A 19,674-nucleotide genomic window follows, 5' to 3' on the forward strand; every position below is an offset into this window, starting at 1 on the left:
CCAGATATCCCTAAACCGTAAGATGATAAAGAAGCTTATTTTGTTTTTGGCATTGTTTCCTTTTGTGCTTACTGCGCAGGATGCCACTACCGCTACAGATACTATTGTAAAGAATGATTTTTCGGCATCTAAATACCATTTTAAACTAAAGCAGGTTATTATTCCTTCTACGCTTATAGCGTATGGTGTAATAGGACTTAATAACGATGATATCAAAAGGCTGAATGCCGATGTGAGGGATGAGGTTTTAAGAAACGAACATAAGGAACGTACCATAGACGATGTTACCCGTTTTGTACCCATGCTTTCGGTATATGCCCTAAACCTTGTTGGGGTAGAAGGAGAGCATAATTTTAAGGACAGGACCATTATACTTACGACTTCTTTACTGATAACGTTTACCACTGTACGTAGCCTTAAAGCTATGACCGACGTACAGCGCCCGGATATTACGGCATACAATTCGTTCCCTTCGGGGCATACAGCTACCGCTTTTGCAGGTGCTGAGTTCTTATTACAGGAGTATAAGGATAAATCTATTTGGTATGGTATCTCGGGGTATGTGGTTGCTACAGGTACAGGTCTTATGCGAATTTATAACAACAGGCATTGGCTAACCGATGTGGCGGCAGGAGCCGGTATAGGTATACTAAGCACCAAAATTGCCTACTGGGTATATCCGTTCTTAAAGAACAGGATATTTAAAGATAAAAAAGGTGAAAAGCAGATTACCGCTATGGTAATGCCCTTTTATAACGGAGAACAGTTTGGCGGCGGAATGGTTGTGAGGTTTTAAAAAAACTAAAGCATATAAAAACAAAAAAGCCTTTGATTTCTCAAAGGCTTTTTGTGATCGCGACAGGATTCGAACCTGTGACCGCCTGCTTAGAAGGCAGGTGCTCTATCCAGCTGAGCTACGCGACCTGAAAAAGTTTGTGTTAGTTCTTTTCGTCGGGGTGGCAGGATTCGAACCTGCGACCTCCTGGTCCCAAACCAGGCGCGATGACCGGGCTACGCTACACCCCGAAAAGAAGCGGAGAGACAGGGATTCGAACCCTGGCGACGGTTACCCGCCGACAGATTAGCAATCTGCTCCGTTACCACTCCGGCACCTCTCCTCTTTGCTCAAGGCTTTAAGCCTTTTTTGCGGTTGCAAATGTAGATGATGATTCTCTTTTCTGCAACTATTTTTAAAGGTTTTTTTAATTTTTTTGAAACATTTATTTAAAGTCTTTAACAGTCAGTATAATAGCAAAAGCAAAAAAATGTAGTTTTTTACTTAACACACTTCATATATTTGATAAAATAACTGTCGGGAGTATAATTTTCCCCCATTGTTTCCGATTTCAGGTTACTGCTTAAAGGGTAATCTACCGTCTCTCCGGAGTACTTAACCCTCATAAAAGATATGGGAGATTCGTCTAAATCTTCAATAGATCCTTTTGTGAAAAGGAAATTTCCGCTTAACATTCGTATGTTTTTCTTTTCAACATTGTCATAAATCAATCCGGAACATTGGTCTTCACTAACGCATATAAGGGTAACAATCTTTCCGTTTAAAAGCTGCAGGTGTATGCGCGACTTATTATTAAGGCAGTATACTTTAGGGAATTCGTTGCTCTTTGCCAGTAGCTGAAAGTTTAATACGGGCATTCCGTCGTGGTTGCTAAGGGAAAAGAATATAAACGATGAGGTACCGCCAAAAACCTTTTCAAACATAAGGTATTCGGGTGTTGATTTTATTTCTCCCGTTTCGGTAGTTATGTAGGTATAATTACAGTCGTCCTCTTGTGCATTTGCGGTTAAACCCAGTAAAAGTACCAATAGCAGTAAGCTCTTTTTCATATATAAGGTGATGTTTTTATTATTAACAGCGTGGTGCCAAATATAAACAAAAAGGCCAATGCCTGCCTGTAAAATTTAGGTTTAATTTAATACTTACAGCTGTGCTTATCGTTGTGTGATACAGCAGGTTTTTGTAATTTGACAACCGTAAAATCCGCATCATGATCAATAAGAATTTTTTATTTCCCGCTATAGCCATAACCTCTTTTGTTATGTTTTCGTGTATTAAAAATGAGAAGAAGGAAAACTATACCGAAAGCACTCCTGTTACAGCCGAAAAAGGCTATCAGACCGATGCTGCACAAAATTATCATAATTACTGTGCAGGTTGCCACGGCGAAAAGATGGATATGTTTGTAGACCGCCAGTGGAAGCATGGCAGGGAACTTAAAGATTTGGTTTTCGGGATTAAAAACGGTTATAAGGATGATGGCATGCCTGCCTTTGCAGAAACCTTTAGTGACAAGGAGACCGAAGAACTGGCACAATATATATTAGACGGAATTAAGAATGTAGACCGCTATAACTTTGACGATAAGCCCAAAACAAATCTGTTTGAAAGCGATAACTTTACAATAAAGCTGGATACTGTGGCTACAGGTATTGCCGTTCCCTGGGGTATTGCCTTTTTACCTGGCGGAGAACTGTTAGTAACCGACAGGGGCGGTAAAATGTACCGTGTTAAGGACAGGAAAAATACAGAAGTTAACGGAGTTCCCGATGTTGTGGCAGAAGGACAGGGCGGGCTTCTTGATGTGGTTACCGATGCTGATTATCAAAATAACGGCATTATATATTTCTCCTATTCCAAAGGGAAGAAAGTAAACGGAAAAACGCTGGCCACTACTACGGTAATGAGGGCAAAGCTTAACGGTAATAATCTTACCGACCAAAAGATAATTTTTGAGGCCAATCCGTATGCGCCTACTCGTCACCACTATGGTAGCAGGCTGGTATTAGATAAAGGGTATTTATACATATCGGTAGGGGAAAGGGGTAACGAGAACCAAAACCCGCAAAGCCTTGACGATAACCAGTTGGGTAAAATACACCGTATTTATCCTGACGGAAGGATTCCTGCCGATAATCCGTTTAAGGATGATAAAGGTAAACCTACCACTGTTTACTGCTATGGTAACCGTAATCCGCAGAGTTTGGCAATTAATCCGGCTACAGGCGATTTATGGGAAACAGAGCATGGTCCGCGAGGAGGTGATGAGATAAACATCATAAAATCGGGAGATAATTACGGTTGGCCAAAAGTAAGCTACGGAATAAACTATAACGGAGAAGTAATAACCGATAAAACCACAGGACCCGGATTTACAGATCCTATCCATTACTGGATACCGTCTATAGCACCAAGCGGAATGGCATTTGTTACCAGCGATCATTACAACGGATGGAAAGGAAACCTGCTTGTAGGCTCGCTTAGGTTTCAGTATTTAAACCTGTGTTATCTTGAGGGTAACAAAGTGGTGAAGGAAGAAATGCTGCTTAAAAACATAGGCCGTTTACGTGATGTAAGGCAAGGACCTGATGGCTTCATCTATGTAGCAGTAGAAGACCGTAAAGGAAGCATATTCAGGTTAAGGAAGTTTACTCCTTAATCAGGCTTTGCTGCAAATAAGCATTAGCTTGTTATTATCTTTATCGGTAGTAAAAAAGGCATAGGTGTCTCCGCCGTCCTTTATTTTCCATTTCTTGCGCAGTTCCTCTACAGATATAGGGAAGTTACGCACAGTAATGTTCATTTTCTTTCCTTCAGCGTGTTTTTTCATCTCAGGCTTACTGTAGGGTACAATCTCCTGAATAATGAACCTGCGTCCCGGAAAATCGGTCAGGCTGTCGCTTGTGTAAAGCTGTGTATGTTTGTGTAGCTTGTACAAGCCAAACTGTTTGCCCACAGCATTAAATGCCCCAGACTTCATTACGGCACTGTTGGGTTCATAAAGGTAGTGCAGGGGTAAAGAATACACAGTATCTGGTTCATCCTCTATAGGAGTGGTAAATACTTCCGGTTCGTCGTCTTTGGTTAGGTTTACGGCATGTAATGTAGGTGAACCTTCAAAGCCTTTTTCAAGATTCCATAAAAGCTCTTTTACCTCATTATTGAGCGCTACAATATATATATCCTTAACAGAATGCAATTCGCTTAATCCGGCAGAAATATCGAGCAGCGGAGCCGTTTTTATAAGGATGTTATTACTGTATTTAAAATAAGTATCTAAAAGTTTCGGTACGTTAGGCAGGCAGTCCTTTAGCATAAATACCTTACCCTTTATATCACTGCGTCGGGAAGGGTCTATGTAAATCCAGTCCCATTGCTTGTCCAGTCTGGTAAGTGTATCAAGGCTGTCTCCCGTATGACATTCTATATTGGCAATACCCATAGTGCTAATATTATTAGCAACAATTTGGGAGAGCTGTTCGTTCATTTCGCAATGAGCCACTTTGCTAACGGTTTTAGCAAAGTAAAAGTCGTCTACACCAAAACCTCCCGTAAGATCTATAAGACTTTCGCCCGAAACCAAAGAGGCCTTGTATTTTGCTGTAATTTCTGATGAGGTTTGCTCTACCGATATTTTTGAAGGGTAGATTACATTTTGAGTTTTAAACCATGTAGGCAGTTTGTCTTTTGCTTTTTGGCGTGCAGCTATCTGGTTTAATATATCGGTCCATTCCACATCGGGAAACGGATTTTTCTGCAATGCCAGTTTGGTGACATCGGCATCGGTATTATCCCAAATAAACTGCTGTACCTGCGGGTTTAAAATTGTATGCGGCAAACTATAGGTCTTTCGTTAGTATTTTTACAACCGGGTTTTGCGGGAAAAACTCTTTAGCAACAACTTTAATAGCTGTGTACACAGGAACGGCTATAATCATTCCAAGTATTCCGAAAACAAAACCACTGGCCAAAATTACTATAAATATTTCCAACGGATGCGAGTTTACACTGTTTGAAAATATAAGCGGCGTACTCACATTGTTATCTATTGCCTGAGCGATACTGTAACCTATTACCACATAGATGGTTGTAGACAGCATTTCTCCCTGATGCTCCGGGCCAATATGCCCCAGCATGGTAAGTACAATTACCAAAACGGTAGCAATAAGCGGACCTACATAAGGAATGATATTTAAGAATGCCGTTATAAAGGCAATGATAAAGGCGTTTTCCACACCAAAAATAAGAAGTACTATAAGATACATAACAAACAGTATGCTCATTTGTATTATAAGCCCGATAAAGTAGCGGCTTAACAGGTGGTTTACTTTTTTAATGGAATGAAGTATTTTTTCTTCGTGCTCATCCGGTAGTATTTTCCTGAAACTTTTGGTGAACAACTCAGTATCCTTAAGGAAGAAGAACGAAATAAACAGTACCGATGCCAGCCCTACACCAAATCCGCTAAGGATGCCTACAAGTGAATTAATAAAATTAGGAATAAACTTAAAGTTGATGCTTGAAGTTATATCGGCTTCTTTCATTAGTTTATCCGTATCGATATTGTAATCGGAAAAGTAACTTTTAACATGCATTATAACACTGTTTAAATCTTCCTGCAGTTTGGCAGTATCCAGTAACGACAGGTTGTGGCTTTGTGTAATAATAAGTGGAACAAACAATAATATAAAACCTATAAGCAATAAGAGTAATAATGCAAGTGTGGTTATTACCGCAAGCGTGTGTTTAAACTTGAGCTTATTTTCCAGAAAATGGATAATAGGCGAGGCAATAAGTGCTACTACCAGGGCGATAGCAAGATAAATAAACAGTACCTGGATTTTATATAAAAACAGTAGCAGTAAAAATATGGCAGCCAAAATAAGTACAGCCCTAACGATTCCGTTTGCTATGGTTTTTGATGTTATCATGTTTGATGATTGATTAGTTACCGTGAATGTATGAAAAAAAGCCCAATATTAAATGGATGTTAACCAATTTTTGAGGTTATGTCGTAAAGGGCAATACCTATAGCCTGAACCACATTCATGCTGCTGTTATCGCCAAACATTTCAATATGTACGGTTTGATTGGCAAGTTGTAAAAACTCAGGGCTTATGCCCGATACTTCGCTGCCGGCTATAAGTGCAATAGGCTTATCAGTAGTAAATTGAGCCGATTTTAGCGGAGTGCTCTTATCGGTAATTTCCAATGCTACAATATGATAATCGTTTTGGGTAAGCAGGGTAACGGCATCCTGTGTGCTTTCTATCACGAGGTGCTTAACCATGTTGTGTGTACTGCGTGAGGTACGGTTTATTTTGCGTGGGGTAAGGGCAATACCTTCGCCTACAAAAATTATCTCGCTAACGCCAAATGCCTCTGCTATACGGAAAATAGAACCTATGTTAGGCTGAAACACGATATTATCGCAAACCAGCGTAACAGGAAAAGTCTTTTTATTAAAAATGGATTCGTTGTGGGTAAGCTGCTGCGACATTAATTATTAAATGCGTAGTTAACAATATTGGCACCCATTTTAAGTGCTTTATCCCTTACTTCCTTAGGGTCGTTGTGTACTTCAGGGTCTTCCCATCCGTCGCCAAGGTCGGTTTCAACAGTGTACAGCAATACCAGCCTGCCTTCTATAAAGATACCGAAAGCCTGTGGCTGCTTGTTGTCGTGTTCGTGTATTTTAGGCAGTCCGTTAGGAAAATTGAACGGGCCTTTAAATATTTCGTGTGAAGATGGTACAGGTAACAGTTCCTTATCAGGAAAAATACGCTTTATTTCACGACGTATGTACTGATCCATACCGTAGTTGTCGTCTATATGTAAAAAACCTCCCGAAGTAAGGTAGTTGCGCAGGTTGGCAATATCATTATCGCTAAACACCACGTTACCATGCCCCGTCATGTGTATAAAAGGGTAGGAGAATAAATCAGGGCTTCCCGGTTCTACTGTTGCTATTTTGGTATTTATCCTGGTGCTTATGTTCTGGTTACAGAATTTGGCAAGATTAGGCACCGATGTAGGGTTACCGTACCAGTCGCCACCACCCGAATATTTTAATACCGCAATATCCTGTGCCAGTAAAAGCGCAGGTGCCAGCAATAGTAGTGTAAGGAGTTTTTTCATGATGTAAATATAAGGAAAGTTGATTTAAGTCTTCTTTTGTCTTGACACAAAAGAACCAAAAAGTCAAGGCTATGACTCCTTAGGTAAATTGGGCTTATTGTCATTTCGAACGAAATAAAATATAGTGAGAAATATCAATTCTGCTTAATAATAATTTTTTTACTCCCTTAAAATCTTTTCCATTGCTTTGCCTTTAGCCAGTTCGTCTACCAGTTTATCAAGGTAACGTATCTGCTGCATTAGCGGTACTTCAATATCCTCTACACGGTAACCGCAAATAACACCGGTAATTTTTGAGGCATTAGGGTTAATGGTAGCCTGTGTAAAAAAGTCTTCAAAATTGGTCTTGTTGTCAAGATGCTGCTGTAATGTTTTTGCACCATAACCTGTAAGCCAGTGGATAATATGGTCTACTTCTTCTTTGGTGCGGCCCTTTTTCTCTACTTTGGTAAGGTAGTGAGGGTATACACCTGCAAATGACATTTTTAATAGCCTTTGGTAGTTTTTATCTTCCATTTTGATTGCTGATTTTGATTAAGGCTAAGGTACAAAAAATGAATTGTTAGAAAATCGTTACTCGTTTACAAAAGCCACACTATGTGCTGCTACTACAGCAGCGGTTTCGGTACGCAGACGGGTGTTACCCAGCGATACAGGTACAAAACCACGGCTAAGTGCCAGTTGTATTTCCTTAGGGGAGAAATCGCCTTCAGGGCCTATAAGTATGGTAATTTTCTCTTTTGGCGTAACCTCGTTTTTAAGCAGTTTCTTTTCGGTTTCCTCACAGTGAGCAATAAACAGTTTACTGTCCTTATCGGCAGTTTCTATAAAATCGTTAAGTGAAACCGCTTCGTTAAGCTTTGGCATATAAAACTGCACCGACTGCTTCATGGCACTATGCAGTATTTTTTCAAACCTGTCGGTCTTAACGTTTGTACGTTCGCTGTGTTCACAAATAATAGGGGTAATTTCATGTATGCCTATTTCGGTAGCTTTTTCTAAAAACCATTCATAACGGTCGTTCATTTTAGTAGGCGCCACTGCCAGGTGCAGGTAATAGGGCATAGGTTCAAAAAACTCCTTTTTGGTTATCTTAACCTCACATTTCTTATCGTTTGCAAAAGTAATTTCCGAAATAAACAAAAGCCCTTCTCCATTGGTAATGTTAATGGTGTCGCCTTCCTTTTTGCGTAATACTTTAACTATGTGGCGGCTCTCGTCCTTATCAAAAGTAAAGGTGCTTTCTTCCGCTTTAAGCTGTGGGTTATAAAATAACTGCATTATAGTTCTATTCTTGCTTTAGATACCACAGAGGCATCGTTAAACTCGTGTTTTAAAAACTTATGGTAACCCACAATGCCTATCATAGCAGCATTGTCGGTAGTATATTCAAATTTAGGAATAAAGGTTTTCCATCCGTATTTCTTTTCGGCTTCCTTAAGTGTTTTACGAATACCGCTGTTTGCCGAAACCCCACCGCCAATAGCTACCTGTTTAATTCCGGTTTCCTTCACGGCAAGTTTTATCTTATCCATAAGGATATTGATAATGGTATACTGGATGGAAGCACATATATCGTGTAGGTTTTCCGCAACAAAGTTGGGGTTTTCCTCAGTTTTCTTTTGTATAAAATAAAGTATCTGGGTTTTTAGTCCGCTAAAACTAAAATTTAATCCCGGTACTTTAGGTTTGGTAAAAGGAAAAGCCTTAGGGTTTCCTTCCTGTGCATATTTATCAATTAGAGGCCCGCCGGGATAAGGCAGTCCTATTATCTTGGCACTTTTGTCAAAAGCCTCACCTACAGCATCATCGGTGGTTTCGCCTATAACCTCCATGGTAAAATAGTCGGTTACCTTTACAATCTGGGTATGCCCGCCGCTAATGGTCATTGCCAGAAACGGAAACTCAGGCATATCAAAACCTTCTTCTTCAATAAAATGTGCCAGTATGTGTGCCTGCATGTGGTTTACTGCAATAAGCGGAACATCTAGCGCCATAGCCATAGACTTAGCAAATGAACTGCCTACAAGTAACGATCCCATTAACCCCGGGCCCTGTGTAAATGCAACGGCACAAAGCTCCTCGCGGTTAACTCCGGCTTTTTTAAGAGCCACGTCTATAACGGGTACAATGTTTTGCTGATGCGCCCTTGAGGCAAGCTCCGGTACAACACCTCCATACTCTTCATGAACGGCCTGCCTGGCCACAATATTAGACAATACTTTGTTGTTTTTTAATATAGCGGCAGCAGTGTCGTCACACGAACTTTCTATGGCAAGGATATATGTGGGTTTTTCCTGCATAATTTAGGCACGGATTTTGAGTTACAAAATTGGGTTAAAGCAATTTTAACACTACACAAATTTTCCTACTTTTGTGAGATAATTGCTAATCCCTTCCAAACGCAAAATTAAAACAAATAGCAGTATCAAAAAATTTAAAAAAATACTTATTCGTACTCTGATAGGAATTATCCTGTTTTTGCTGCTGCTAGCCATTGCACTATCACTTCCTTTTGTGCAAACACAAATAGGTAAAATAGCAACAAATAAACTTAACGAAGAGTTTGGTACACATATAACTATAGATAAGGTTGCGGTTACTGTTTTTGGTAGTGTAAAGCTTAAAGGGGTACTTATTTTAGACCATCATAACGACACACTGGCTTATGCCACAAGACTGCAAACCAACCTGCTTAGCTTTAGAAATATTGCCGACAGCCGACTTGAGTTTGGTAAAATAAAGGCAGATAACCTTAACGTACACATGAAAACCTACAAGGGGGAAGACAGTTCCAGCCTTGATGTTTTTGTAAAATCTTTTGACAACGGTAAGCCGGGTTCAGGTAAATTCAGGATGCTGGCAAGTAATATTACGGTTGTAGACGGAAGGTTCAGGCTTACAAACGAAAATACCACGACACCTAAAGCACTTGATTTTAAAAAACTAAACGGAAGCCTTAATGATTTTTTTATTAAGGGAAGCGATATTAGTGCCGATATAAAGAAACTTTCATTTTTAGACCACAGGGGGCTAACGGTTAAAAACCTAAAAGGTGAATTCTCTTATTCTAAAACCAATATTAAGTTAGAACAGATGGAACTGGTAACGGCAGAGTCGGCCCTAAAGGGAAGCGTTGTACTTACCTACACTAGGGAAAAGATGAGGGATTTCCTTAATCAGGTAGCATTTGATTTTAAAGTAGAGAGGGCGTATGTGTCTTCAAACGAACTAAATTATTTTTATGATGAGTTTGGTGAGAATCAAAAGTTCTATTTGTCTACAACCTTAAAAGGCCCGCTTAATAACTTTGTATTATACGACCTTAAGCTACTTGATGCCCAACAATCAGAAATTATAGGTAATGTAAACTTCAGGAACCTTTTTGATAAAACAGGTCCGGGCTTTTACATGAATGGTGATTTTGACAGGATTACTTCAAACTACCTTCACCTTAGGGATATAATGCCAAGAATACTGGGTAAGAGTTTACCTCCGGTACTGGAAAATTTGGGTATGGTAAACCTTAACGGTAATGTGGTACTTACCAGAACCGATCTTACTACTAACATTAGTATGATTTCGGAACTTGGTGCGGCACAAACCAATCTTGCTATTAAAGACTTTAATAAACCTGATATTGCTTCGTATACCGGTGTTATAGACCTTGATAAACTTAATCTTGGTAAGCTATTTAACCAAAACGGACTGCAAAGTACAACCGCTCACCTTGAAGTAGAGGGTAGGGGCTTTAATAAGCAATCGCTTAATACCATTGTAAAAGGGGATATTGCCCAAATGGTATTTAACGGTTACAATTACAAAAAGATAGATATAGACGGCCGTATGAAGTGGCCTTACTTTAAGGGGATTGTAAACAGCAACGATCCTAACCTGCTTATGTCGTTTAACGGTTTGGTAGACATGAGTAAGAAGAAGAAGGAATATGACTTCCATGCTATTGTTGATTATGCCGACCTTGCAGTACTTAACATAATAAAGAATGATACCCTTTCTATATTTAAAGGAGACTTTACCTTTAAGGCAACAGGAAATGATTTAGATGACCTTGCAGGTAATCTAGATGTTACTCAGCTGTCTTACCAAAACAGCAGGGGAGATTACTATTTTGAAGATTTTAGGGTAGAATCCTTATTTGATGAACAGGGGGTAAGAACGGTAAGTATTAACTCTCCTGATATTATAGAAGGAAGAATAAGAGGTAAGTTCTATACGAAAGAAATTCCGGATTTGGTAGAGAATGCTTTGGGTAGTTTATATGCGAACTATTCGCCAAATAAGATTAAACCGGGTCAGTTTGTAACCTTTAATTTTAATATTTATAACAAGGTTATAGGTATATTCCTTCCGGATGTTACCATAAGTAAGGACACTCACATACGCGGTAGGATAAATGGCGATGAAGGAATCTTTAAGCTCGATTTTGATTCACCTAATATCATAGCCTATAAAAACGAGTTTAATAACATCAGTCTTGAAGTAGATAATAAAAACCCTCTTTATAATGCCTATATTCAGGTAGACAGTATGAGGGTTAAGAAATATAAGGTCTCTGACTTTAACCTTATCAACGTAACCCAAAACGATACACTTTATGTAAGAACAGAGTTTAAGGGAGGTAATAAGAAGCAGGACTTTTTTAACCTTAACTTATACCATACTATAGATGAACAAAATCGTTCGGTAGTCGGGTTAAAGAAATCAGAGGTTAACTTTAAGGAATACCTTTGGTTCCTTAATGAAGACGATTCCCGAGACAATAAGATTGTATTTAATAAAAAGCTTACCGATTTTACTATAGATAAGATAGCACTATCACATAAAGACCAGCGTGTTGAACTAAATGGAGTATTAAAAGACTCTACCTATAAGGATATAAACCTTAGCTTTAAAGATGTAGACCTGCATAAGGTTACACCAAGTCTCGACAGTCTTGATTTTGGCGGAAGGCTTAACGGAAAAGTAAGTCTTAAACAGCAAAGACAGGTGTATGAGCCTTCTGCCGATATATTTGTAGATAGCCTTTCCTTAAATAAACACAGGTTGGGAGACCTTAGCCTGGAAGTTTCGGGAGATGAAGATCTTAGAAACTTTAAGGTAAACACCTCTATTGTTAAAGATTACAAAGAGACTTTCTTTACCATTGGTACGTTGCAGGTAGTAGACAGGCAAACCTATATGGATCTAGATGCCGTATTCTCAGGCTTTGAACTCAGTCCGTTGGAAACATTCCTAAAATCGGTCTTTCCTGAAATACGAGGACAGGCATCAGGTAGGGCAACGGTTATAGGTCCAGCCAGAGCCCCTAAAATTGATGGTAGGCTATATGTGAGGGATGGAGGAGTAAAAGTAGGTTATCTAAATACCGATTATGATTTTGAACAGGATGCTACTATTGATATAACCGAAGAGAAGCTCATCTTTAGAGATATGGTACTTACTGATACTAAGTACAAAACAAACGGTATGCTTAGTGGTCATATAGATCATCATTATTTTAAAGACTGGAGGCTATCTTTAGCTATAGAGTCTCAAAATATGTTGGTTCTTGATACCGAAGAGACCGATGAGTCACTGTTTTACGGTACAGCATTTATTGGCGGCAGGGCAGCCATAAGTGGTCCTACTTCTGCCTTACTGATTACTGCTAATGCAACCTCTAAAAAAGGTACTGTAATTAAAATTCCTATAAGCAATGCGGCAACTGCCGAGGGCAACAATTCTTATATACATTATATAAGTCCGGAAGAGAAGGCAAATCTTGCGGCAACAGGAATTTTGCCTAAAACATTTAATGGTATTGAAATGGAGTTTGATTTTGATGTTACTCCAGATGCTACGATTGATATTATTATAGATAAAGATACCGGTCATAGTTTATCGGCACAGGGGTATGGTACATTATTGCTTAATATAAATACCCTTGGTAAGTTTAATATGAACGGGGATTTCTCATTAACAAAAGGGGTATATAACTTTAAGTACGGAGGTCTTTTAGATAAGAAGTTTACGGCTAAACCAGGTGGTACCATTGTATGGGACGGTGACCCTACAAGGGCACGTATTAACATAGAAGCTATTTATAAAACGTATGCAAACCCTTCTGTACTGTTAGAAAACCCTGCGTTTAACAGGAACATTCAGGTTGAGGTGGTAACATTGCTTACAGGTAATATAATGAGCTTTGAGCCGGAGTTTAATATTAACTTTCCCAACCGTAAGTTCGGTAATGAAGGCCGATTTAGATTACAGGCTTAGTGATCCTAACAACAGGAAGAATCAGGCATTGGGATTACTGGCAACAGGCAGCTTTATAAGCCCTACGAGTGTAAACACTTATGGTGCATTTTTTGAAAGGGCGAGTAGTGTTGTTAATAGTTGGCTTTCTGATGATGATGGTAAGCTTAATATAGGTTTAAACTATGTTAATGGCGTAAGGGATCCTTATGCTGAAACTAACTCAAGTATAGGTTTAACACTTAATACCCAAATTAATGACAGGATTACTGTAAACGGACAGCTTGGGGTACCTGTAGGCGGAGTTAATGAATCTGTTATTGCGGGTAATGTGGAAATGCAGCTTCGTTTAAATGATGATGGAAGCCTTAAGGCACGTGTGTTTAATAGGGAAAACGACATTAACTTCCTTGGGGAGGGTATAGGTTATACACAGGGTGTAGGATTAACTTATTCGGTAGGATTCAATACTTTAAGGGAACTTTATACCAAGGTGTTTTCTGCTAAAGCAGAAAAAGATAAAAATAAGAACAGCACTAATGACATACCTGATTCAGACTTCTCTGAAGAATACATAAAGTTTATGGAGGATAAGAATAAGAAAAAAACAAATAATGAGGATGAGGAGCCTGATAAGGTACCTGACCCCTATGATATGCAAGATTCTACACCATAAATTTCATTATTCATAAAAAGCGGATGATTTTTAAAGATTATCCGCTTTTTTATTTTTCGCAAATCAAAAACTAAGAAAAACTTATTAACGAAAACGTTTGAAATGTTGCGTAATTAATAATATAATGCATATTATAGTAAAATAATGATATAAAATTATTAGTTTTACAATTAAATACTAAAAAATGTCTACTAATATTAAAAAAATAGGCGTGCTAACATCGGGAGGAGATTCACCCGGAATGAATGCCGCCATTAGAGCCGTTGTTAGAACGTGCGCATATCATAATATAGAATGTACCGGTATTTACCGAGGTTATCAGGGGATGATTGAAGGGGACTTTAAAGAGATGGGAGCCAGGAGTGTAAATAACATTATTAATAAAGGAGGAACCATTCTTAAATCGGCAAGATCTAAAGAATTCATGACTCCGGAAGGGCGTAAAAAAGCGCACGAAAATCTTGTAAAAAACAACATCGATGCCCTTGTTATAATTGGGGGTAACGGTAGTTTTACCGGAGGGCTTATATTTAACGAAGAGTATAAATTTCCTGTAATAGGTATACCGGGTACCATTGATAACGATATTTATGGTACAAGCCATACTTTAGGGTATGATACTGCACTTAACACCGTTGTAGAAGCGATTGATAAAATCAGGGATACGGCGAGTTCACACAACAGACTTTTCTTTATTGAGGTTATGGGTCGTGATGCAGGGCATATTGCCCTTAATGCAGGTATTGGTGCAGGTGCAGAGGAAATCCTTATTCCGGAAGAGGATATGGGTCTTGACAGGCTTTTAGATTCTCTAAGAAAGAGTAAGGCTTCAGGGAAATCGTCAAGCATAGTTGTTATTGCCGAAGGTGATAAGATTGGTAAAAATGCATTTGAGCTAAAAGACTATGTTGAGGAAAACATGCCGGAGTATGATGTACGTGTATCTATACTTGGGCACATGCAGCGTGGTGGTTCGCCATCGTGCTTTGACAGGGTACTTGCCAGTAGATTAGGCGTAAAAGCAGTAGAAACGCTGCTAGAAGGCAAATCTAATTATATGGTAGGCCTTATTAAAGATGAGGTTGAGCTTACACCGCTTGAAAACGCGGTTAAAGGCAAATCTCAGGTTGATAAAGAATTAATAAGAGTATCGGACATCGTTTCGATATAATTAATAATAAGTGTATCTATAAACAACAAAAAAACAAATTAAGTAAAATGGCAACAGTAAAATTAGGTATTAATGGTTTCGGAAGGATCGGCCGCATCGTCTTTCGTGAAACTATTAACCGCGATAATGTTGAAGTTGTAGCTATTAATGACCTTCTTGATGTAGATCATTTAGCTTACCTTTTAAAGTATGATTCAGTTCACGGAAACTTTAAAGGAACAGTTGAAGTTAAAGACGGACAACTTTATGTAAACGATAAATTAATAAGAGTAACTGCAGAAAAAGATCCTACAGCCCTAAAATGGGACGAGGCAGGAGTTGATGTAGTTGCAGAATGTACAGGTATTTTTACAACGCTTGAAAAAGCGCAGTTACACATAGACGGTGGTGCTAAAAAAGTAATTATTTCTGCACCGTCTGCCGATGCCCCAATGTTTGTAATGGGAGTTAACCACGATAAGCTTACTGCAGCAGATAAAATTGTATCAAACGCATCTTGTACAACAAACTGTCTTGCTCCGCTTGCTAAGGTAATTAACGATAACTTTGGTATAGAAGAAGGTTTAATGACAACTATTCACGCTACTACAGCTACCCAACTTACAGTAGACGGACCTTCAAGAAAAGATTTCCGTGGTGGTAGAGCTGCTTTACTAAACATTATTCCTGCAAGTACAGGTGCTGCAAAAGCAGTAGGTAAAGTAATTCCTGAACTTAACGGTAAACTTACAGGTATGTCTATGCGTGTACCGGTAGCAGATGTATCGGTAGTAGACCTAACGGTAAAACTTAAAAAAGAAACAACTTACGAAGAGATAATGAGCGTTCTTAAAAATGCTTCTGAAACTAATATGAAAGGTATTTTAGGTTTTACTGAAGACGACGTTGTATCTCAGGATTTTATAGGTGATTCAAGAACAAGTATTGTAGATGCTAAAGCCGGTATTGGTCTTAACTCTACTTTCTTTAAACTTGTATCATGGTATGATAACGAATATGGTTACTCAAGCAAACTAATTGACCTTGCGGTTCACGTAGCTTCGTTGTAATTTTCAATAACTTATCCCGTCTTTTCTAGATAAAAAGACGGGATTTTTTATTTTTGTAAACTAAAAACTTAACTCTTTTATAACACAAAGTACTTCTAAGTACATATCACTAAACTCAAACTTAACTCAAAACGTACTTAATTTAAAATGAAATTATTAGTAGACAGCGGTGCTACAAAAGCCGACTGGATTGCTCTTGATGATAATGGCAACCGGCTTTTTACCACACAAACTTTAGGGCTAAGCCCCGAAGTTATTAATAAGGAGGAAGCTATTGAAAGGCTTAACGACCGCTTTGATATTTACAATAACCGTAAAGATGTTTCCCATCTTTATTTTTATGGTGCAGGTTGCGGTACAGACAGGATGAAGAAATTCATGAGAGATATATTTGTAGAGTTTTTTCCTAATGCCGAAGTAGTTTCTGTACAGGAAGATACTTATGCAGCTGCTTATGCTACAAACCCTACTAAAGATAAATCTATTATCTGTATATTGGGTACAGGCTCAAACTGCAGTTATTTTGACGGTGAAGAGCTTCAGCAAAAAGTACAGTCTCTGGGCTATATAGCTATGGACGATTGCAGTGGTAACCGTTTTGGTCGCGAACTGGTACGTGCTTATTATTTCAATAAAATGCCTCAGGATCTGGCTAAGCAATTTGAAAGTGAATACAATTTAGATCCGGATGTAATTAAACATAACCTTTACAAAGAGCCAAACCCAAATGCATATCTGGCTACGTTTGCTAAGTTTTTAATTCAACATAAAGATGATAGTTTCATAAAAGAAATTATTGTTGATGCAATGCAAACTTTTGTAGATTGCTATATTACGCAGTATGATAATGCTCACGAGGTGCCTGTGCATTTTGTAGGTTCTATTGCTTTTTACCTGAAATCAGAACTTGCAGAGGTTTTATCTAAAAACGGATTAAAACTTGGTAATGTATTAAGAAGGCCTATAGATGGCTTAATAGAATACCACAAGTTAAACTAATATACTTTATATGGAAATTGCTATTATTGCCCACGATGGCATGAAAGCCGAAATGGTACAGTTTTTAAATAAGAATAAGGAGCTTTTAGCTAAAGAGCACATACAGCTTATTGCAACTGGTACTACGGGCAGTAAGGCAGAAAAAGCCGGATTTAAAGTAAACAAAATGCTTTCGGGCCCATTAGGCGGCGACGCTCAGATTGCCGCCAGGGTGGCCGAAGGGAAAACACAAATGGTTTTCTTTTTTAAAGATCCGCTGGCGAGCCATGCTCACGAGGCAGACATAAATATGCTTATACGTGTGTGTGATGTGCACAATGTGCCGCTTGCTACAAACCCTGCCACGGCAGAGCTGCTTTTGCAGGCTATTTTACAGCAACCATAGAAATTTCTACGTTAACGTTTTTTGGCAGACATGCCACCTGAACCGTTTCTCTTGCAGGAGCGGTTTTTTCGTCAAAATAGGCAGCATATACTCCGTTTATTTTGGCAAAATCATTCATATCGCTGATAAAGATGGTAGACTTGATAACGTCGCCAAAAGTCATTTCAGCCGCTTCAAGAACAGCTTTCATGTTTTCCATTACCTGTTTGGTTTCCGTTTCAATATCGTCTAATACAAGCTCTCCTGTTGCAGGATTGATAGCTATTTGTCCTGAAGTATAAAGTGTGTTGCCGCTAAGTACTGCCTGGCTGTATGGCCCGATTGGGGCAGGTGCTTTTTCTGTAAATATTATTTTTTTCATGATATAAGAATTAACGTATTTTAATTTTCAGTTTTTTGATGTCTTTGGCAAATTTAAGCCATGTCTTCTCATTTATTGAAGCTGCATAATAACTTTTGACTTTGTAATCCGCTAAAATTATTTTTATATGGTTGGGTTTTCCTCCTCGAGATCCTAGATTTCCTCCACGTCTTAATACTACCTCTCTGATATCTTTTGTACTGTAAGCAGTTTTTTTCCAAAACAGAATATGATTTTTGATAATTATATAATCATCATTCAATTCAAAATAATAATTGAAATATATAAACATTGTCATAAAAAATGCTAAACATGAAAATGACAGAAAATAGGCTGAACTTAAAGATTTATTGAGAATAAGAATTGTAATCAGTATTACAATAATTAAATAGAGGATATTCCTAAGGCTAAAGAAAGGGTTTTCTTTGTAAGAGTTAAAAGCTAAGTCCTGATTGTTTATTTCTCCGCTTTTTTCCTCAACCGTATATATGATTTTGTTATTTAATTTGTAATCTAAAAAAACTTTTAAATCTGCTGCGTTAGAATAAAAATCATCATAAATGCAGACAGCTCTGTTGTTCTTAAAAACAATTTTAGCTCCTTCTAAATAATCTCTAAACAAAGGATGAAAGTGCTTATCGGCAAATTTTATACTTTTTATATAAGACAGTTTATAAGAAACTTTATTTATATAGATATCAGATTCGGTAATTTTTACAGTAGGGCAGGTTTTATAAATATTTTATACACTAAAAGCAAACCTAAAGAAACAACAAGTATTGCTAAAAAAAGGAAAGTAATATTGTTTGCCTCTTTTCTTTTTTAAATATGTGTCTAATAGAAATGAAGCAAACAGCAATATCACAGCCACTACTATAAATAATACAAAATAAAATTTTAAAGGATGTCTGTTAGACCGCATTCTCTCCATTCTAATTTTCTACATTGATGTTTAGCTCCTTTAAAGTCTCTTTAAGCGAAGCCCACGTGCTGTCATATAAACTTGCGGCAAAGTATTTTTTGCTTTTATAATCTTTAGTAACAATTCGTAAAGCATCCGGAAGTCCATAAGTATGTTCAAATGAAATTTTACTTATCTCATCTAAATAGTAGGTTCTTTTACGAGTAAATAAAATATGATTTTTTACAATCAGTCTATTATCACTAATCTCAAAATAATAAAACAAGGGTATATGTAATGCCACTACGAGCACAGAAAACAGTATATAAGATACAATATTAAAAATAGGGTTAGGCTGTATTAAACCTATTAAAAGCATTACTAATAAAAGGCTGAAGAAACCACCCCTAACGCTAAAAATAAAAAAGTTTTTAAAGCTAACACTACCGATGTTATAGTTAGTATTTATGATTTTCTTTTTTACCGGCTCTATGTTATTAGGATTAGTTACAGAAAGCAGGAATTTTTTAAGCTCAGCAGTATTGCTGTACATATCATCATAGATATACTTTACTGTATTATCTTTAAAATAAATAGCTGCGCCTTCCTTATTACCATATCCAAAAACTGGGTAATCTTGTGTGCCTGTAAGTTTCAGCTTTTCTATATCTGTGATAAGGTATGTTTTTGAGTTAAAACTTATGGTTTGCCTTGTAATCTTTATTTTATAGGCAGTTTGCGCATATTTAAACGCGAGCCAAAGAGAGAAAAAAAGAAATAAGAAACCTAAAACAGGCATTATATGAATATTAAGCTGTTTGCTTTTATCTTCGAGATAGATAATTATAATGAAACTGAATATCGTTATCGAAAAAATAAGCAGGTAGCTTAAGTGCCCGTAATATTTTAAAAAGCTTTTTTTGGAAACAACCTTTTCCAT

The 19,674-nt window shown here is 37.8% G+C and carries 19 protein-coding genes and 3 tRNA genes; 8 read left to right on the plus strand and 14 right to left on the minus strand.

The genetic code is table 11. The features are described from left to right. The first annotated feature begins 22 nt into the window (after nt 1-22). Nucleotides 23-796 (plus strand): phosphatase PAP2 family protein, encoded by a 774-nt coding sequence (locus FUA48_RS12590; protein ID WP_147583855.1) that lies wholly within the window; start codon nt 23-25, stop codon nt 794-796. A gap of 54 nt (nt 797-850) precedes the next feature. Here FUA48_RS12590 and FUA48_RS12595 read toward each other — a convergent pair. The 4 genes from FUA48_RS12595 to FUA48_RS12610 form a co-directional block, all read right to left on the minus strand. Next, nucleotides 851-924 (minus strand) — tRNA-Arg (locus FUA48_RS12595). 27 nt (nt 925-951) lie between these two features. Continuing rightward, nucleotides 952-1,026 (minus strand) — tRNA-Pro (locus tag FUA48_RS12600). 8 nt (nt 1,027-1,034) lie between these two features. Further along, a tRNA-Ser gene (locus FUA48_RS12605) sits at nt 1,035-1,118 on the minus strand. A gap of 157 nt (nt 1,119-1,275) precedes the next feature. Continuing rightward, nucleotides 1,276-1,845, minus strand: coding sequence for a hypothetical protein (locus FUA48_RS12610; RefSeq protein WP_147583856.1), 570 nt, complete (start codon nt 1,843-1,845; stop codon nt 1,276-1,278). Nucleotides 1,846-2,006: 161 nt separating this feature from the next. On the opposite strand from FUA48_RS12610, the gene FUA48_RS12615 reads away from it, so the two are divergent. Next, the gene (locus FUA48_RS12615) at nt 2,007-3,455 is read left to right on the plus strand and encodes a PQQ-dependent sugar dehydrogenase (protein WP_240732454.1); all 1,449 of its coding nucleotides are present in this window, start codon (nt 2,007-2,009) and stop codon (nt 3,453-3,455) included. Here FUA48_RS12615 and FUA48_RS12620 read toward each other — a convergent pair whose 3' ends face one another. From FUA48_RS12620 to tsaD, 7 genes are all read right to left on the minus strand, one after another. Next, nucleotides 3,456-4,634: a class I SAM-dependent methyltransferase gene (locus FUA48_RS12620; RefSeq protein ID WP_147583857.1), complete on the minus strand. Its 1,179-nt coding sequence runs from the start codon at nt 4,632-4,634 to the stop codon at nt 3,456-3,458. A gap of 1 nt (nt 4,635) precedes the next feature. Continuing rightward, the gene (locus tag FUA48_RS12625) at nt 4,636-5,727 is read right to left on the minus strand and encodes an AI-2E family transporter (protein ID WP_147583858.1); all 1,092 of its coding nucleotides are present in this window, start codon (nt 5,725-5,727) and stop codon (nt 4,636-4,638) included. Between the two features lie 59 nt (nt 5,728-5,786). After that, nucleotides 5,787-6,296, minus strand: a complete 510-nt coding sequence (locus FUA48_RS12630) for a TrmH family RNA methyltransferase (RefSeq protein WP_147583859.1) — start codon at nt 6,294-6,296, stop codon at nt 5,787-5,789. Continuing rightward, the gene (locus tag FUA48_RS12635) at nt 6,296-6,934 is read right to left on the minus strand and encodes a DUF4159 domain-containing protein (protein ID WP_147583860.1); all 639 of its coding nucleotides are present in this window, start codon (nt 6,932-6,934) and stop codon (nt 6,296-6,298) included. Before FUA48_RS12635 ends, FUA48_RS12630 begins: the two co-directional genes overlap by 1 nt. Nucleotides 6,935-7,093: 159 nt before the next feature. Then, complete coding sequence (locus tag FUA48_RS12640; RefSeq protein WP_147583861.1) at nt 7,094-7,450, minus strand: DUF2200 domain-containing protein; 357 nt, start codon at nt 7,448-7,450, stop codon at nt 7,094-7,096. Nucleotides 7,451-7,507: 57 nt separating this feature from the next. Further along, nucleotides 7,508-8,215 (minus strand): 16S rRNA (uracil(1498)-N(3))-methyltransferase, encoded by a 708-nt coding sequence (locus FUA48_RS12645; protein WP_147583862.1) that lies wholly within the window; start codon nt 8,213-8,215, stop codon nt 7,508-7,510. Continuing rightward, a complete protein-coding gene (gene tsaD / locus FUA48_RS12650) occupies nt 8,215-9,237 on the minus strand; it encodes a tRNA (adenosine(37)-N6)-threonylcarbamoyltransferase complex transferase subunit TsaD (protein ID WP_147583863.1) in 1,023 nt (340 codons plus the stop codon). The genes FUA48_RS12645 and tsaD overlap by 1 nt, the downstream gene beginning before the upstream one ends. 214 nt (nt 9,238-9,451) lie before the next feature. On the opposite strand from tsaD, the gene FUA48_RS18600 reads away from it, so the two are divergent. From FUA48_RS18600 to FUA48_RS12680, 6 genes are all read left to right on the plus strand, one after another. Beyond that, entirely contained in the window at nt 9,452-13,213 is a 3,762-nt protein-coding gene (locus tag FUA48_RS18600) for a translocation/assembly module TamB domain-containing protein (protein ID WP_147583864.1), read from the plus strand. Next, complete coding sequence (locus FUA48_RS18605; protein ID WP_147583865.1) at nt 13,185-13,868, plus strand: translocation/assembly module TamB domain-containing protein; 684 nt, start codon at nt 13,185-13,187, stop codon at nt 13,866-13,868. The genes FUA48_RS18600 and FUA48_RS18605 overlap by 29 nt, the downstream gene beginning before the upstream one ends. A 184-nt stretch (nt 13,869-14,052) precedes the next feature. After that, complete coding sequence (gene pfkA / locus FUA48_RS12665) at nt 14,053-15,039, plus strand: 6-phosphofructokinase (protein WP_147583866.1); 987 nt, start codon at nt 14,053-14,055, stop codon at nt 15,037-15,039. Between the two features lie 47 nt (nt 15,040-15,086). Beyond that, nucleotides 15,087-16,088 carry a type I glyceraldehyde-3-phosphate dehydrogenase gene (gene gap, locus FUA48_RS12670; protein WP_147583867.1) on the plus strand — a complete coding sequence of 334 codons (1,002 nt, stop codon included), beginning with the start codon at nt 15,087-15,089 and terminating at the stop codon, nt 16,086-16,088. 147 nt (nt 16,089-16,235) lie between these two features. After that, nucleotides 16,236-17,087, plus strand: a complete 852-nt coding sequence (locus FUA48_RS12675) for an N-acetylglucosamine kinase (RefSeq protein ID WP_147583868.1) — start codon at nt 16,236-16,238, stop codon at nt 17,085-17,087. 10 nt (nt 17,088-17,097) lie between these two features. After that, entirely contained in the window at nt 17,098-17,472 is a 375-nt protein-coding gene (locus FUA48_RS12680; protein ID WP_147583869.1) for a methylglyoxal synthase, read from the plus strand. On the opposite strand, the gene FUA48_RS12685 is transcribed toward FUA48_RS12680, so the two are convergent. From FUA48_RS12685 to FUA48_RS12695, 3 genes are all read right to left on the minus strand, one after another. Then, nucleotides 17,453-17,833 carry a RidA family protein gene (locus FUA48_RS12685; protein WP_129751402.1) on the minus strand — a complete coding sequence of 127 codons (381 nt, stop codon included), beginning with the start codon at nt 17,831-17,833 and terminating at the stop codon, nt 17,453-17,455. The genes FUA48_RS12680 and FUA48_RS12685 overlap by 20 nt on opposite strands. Nucleotides 17,834-17,843: 10 nt before the next feature. Beyond that, a complete protein-coding gene (locus FUA48_RS12690) occupies nt 17,844-18,455 on the minus strand; it encodes a hypothetical protein (protein ID WP_147583870.1) in 612 nt (203 codons plus the stop codon). A 310-nt stretch (nt 18,456-18,765) separates the two neighbouring features. Then, complete coding sequence (locus tag FUA48_RS12695) at nt 18,766-19,674, minus strand: hypothetical protein (RefSeq protein WP_147583871.1); 909 nt, start codon at nt 19,672-19,674, stop codon at nt 18,766-18,768.

The sequence above is a fragment of the Flavobacterium alkalisoli genome (genome assembly GCF_008000935.1).
Classification (GTDB): domain Bacteria; phylum Bacteroidota; class Bacteroidia; order Flavobacteriales; family Flavobacteriaceae; genus Flavobacterium; species Flavobacterium alkalisoli.

Coding starts and splice junctions, on each gene's coding strand:
- tsaD (WP_147583863.1), bottom strand. CDS start 9,237: ATGCAGGAAAAACCCACATATATCCTTGCCATAGAAAGTTCGTGTGAC.
- FUA48_RS12685 (WP_129751402.1), bottom strand. CDS start 17,833: ATGAAAAAAATAATATTTACAGAAAAAGCACCTGCCCCAATCGGGCCA.
- FUA48_RS12640 (WP_147583861.1), bottom strand. CDS start 7,450: ATGGAAGATAAAAACTACCAAAGGCTATTAAAAATGTCATTTGCAGGT.
- FUA48_RS12625 (WP_147583858.1), bottom strand. CDS start 5,727: ATGATAACATCAAAAACCATAGCAAACGGAATCGTTAGGGCTGTACTT.
- FUA48_RS12680 (WP_147583869.1), top strand. CDS start 17,098: ATGGAAATTGCTATTATTGCCCACGATGGCATGAAAGCCGAAATGGTA.
- pfkA (WP_147583866.1), top strand. CDS start 14,053: ATGTCTACTAATATTAAAAAAATAGGCGTGCTAACATCGGGAGGAGAT.
- FUA48_RS12675 (WP_147583868.1), top strand. CDS start 16,236: ATGAAATTATTAGTAGACAGCGGTGCTACAAAAGCCGACTGGATTGCT.
- FUA48_RS12630 (WP_147583859.1), bottom strand. CDS start 6,296: ATGTCGCAGCAGCTTACCCACAACGAATCCATTTTTAATAAAAAGACT.
- FUA48_RS12645 (WP_147583862.1), bottom strand. CDS start 8,215: ATGCAGTTATTTTATAACCCACAGCTTAAAGCGGAAGAAAGCACCTTT.
- FUA48_RS12590 (WP_147583855.1), top strand. CDS start 23: ATGATAAAGAAGCTTATTTTGTTTTTGGCATTGTTTCCTTTTGTGCTT.
- FUA48_RS12615 (WP_240732454.1), top strand. CDS start 2,007: ATGATCAATAAGAATTTTTTATTTCCCGCTATAGCCATAACCTCTTTT.
- FUA48_RS12610 (WP_147583856.1), bottom strand. CDS start 1,845: ATGAAAAAGAGCTTACTGCTATTGGTACTTTTACTGGGTTTAACCGCA.
- FUA48_RS12635 (WP_147583860.1), bottom strand. CDS start 6,934: ATGAAAAAACTCCTTACACTACTATTGCTGGCACCTGCGCTTTTACTG.
- FUA48_RS12695 (WP_147583871.1), bottom strand. CDS start 19,674: ATGGAAAAGGTTGTTTCCAAAAAAAGCTTTTTAAAATATTACGGGCAC.
- FUA48_RS18605 (WP_147583865.1), top strand. CDS start 13,185: ATGAAGGCCGATTTAGATTACAGGCTTAGTGATCCTAACAACAGGAAG.
- gap (WP_147583867.1), top strand. CDS start 15,087: ATGGCAACAGTAAAATTAGGTATTAATGGTTTCGGAAGGATCGGCCGC.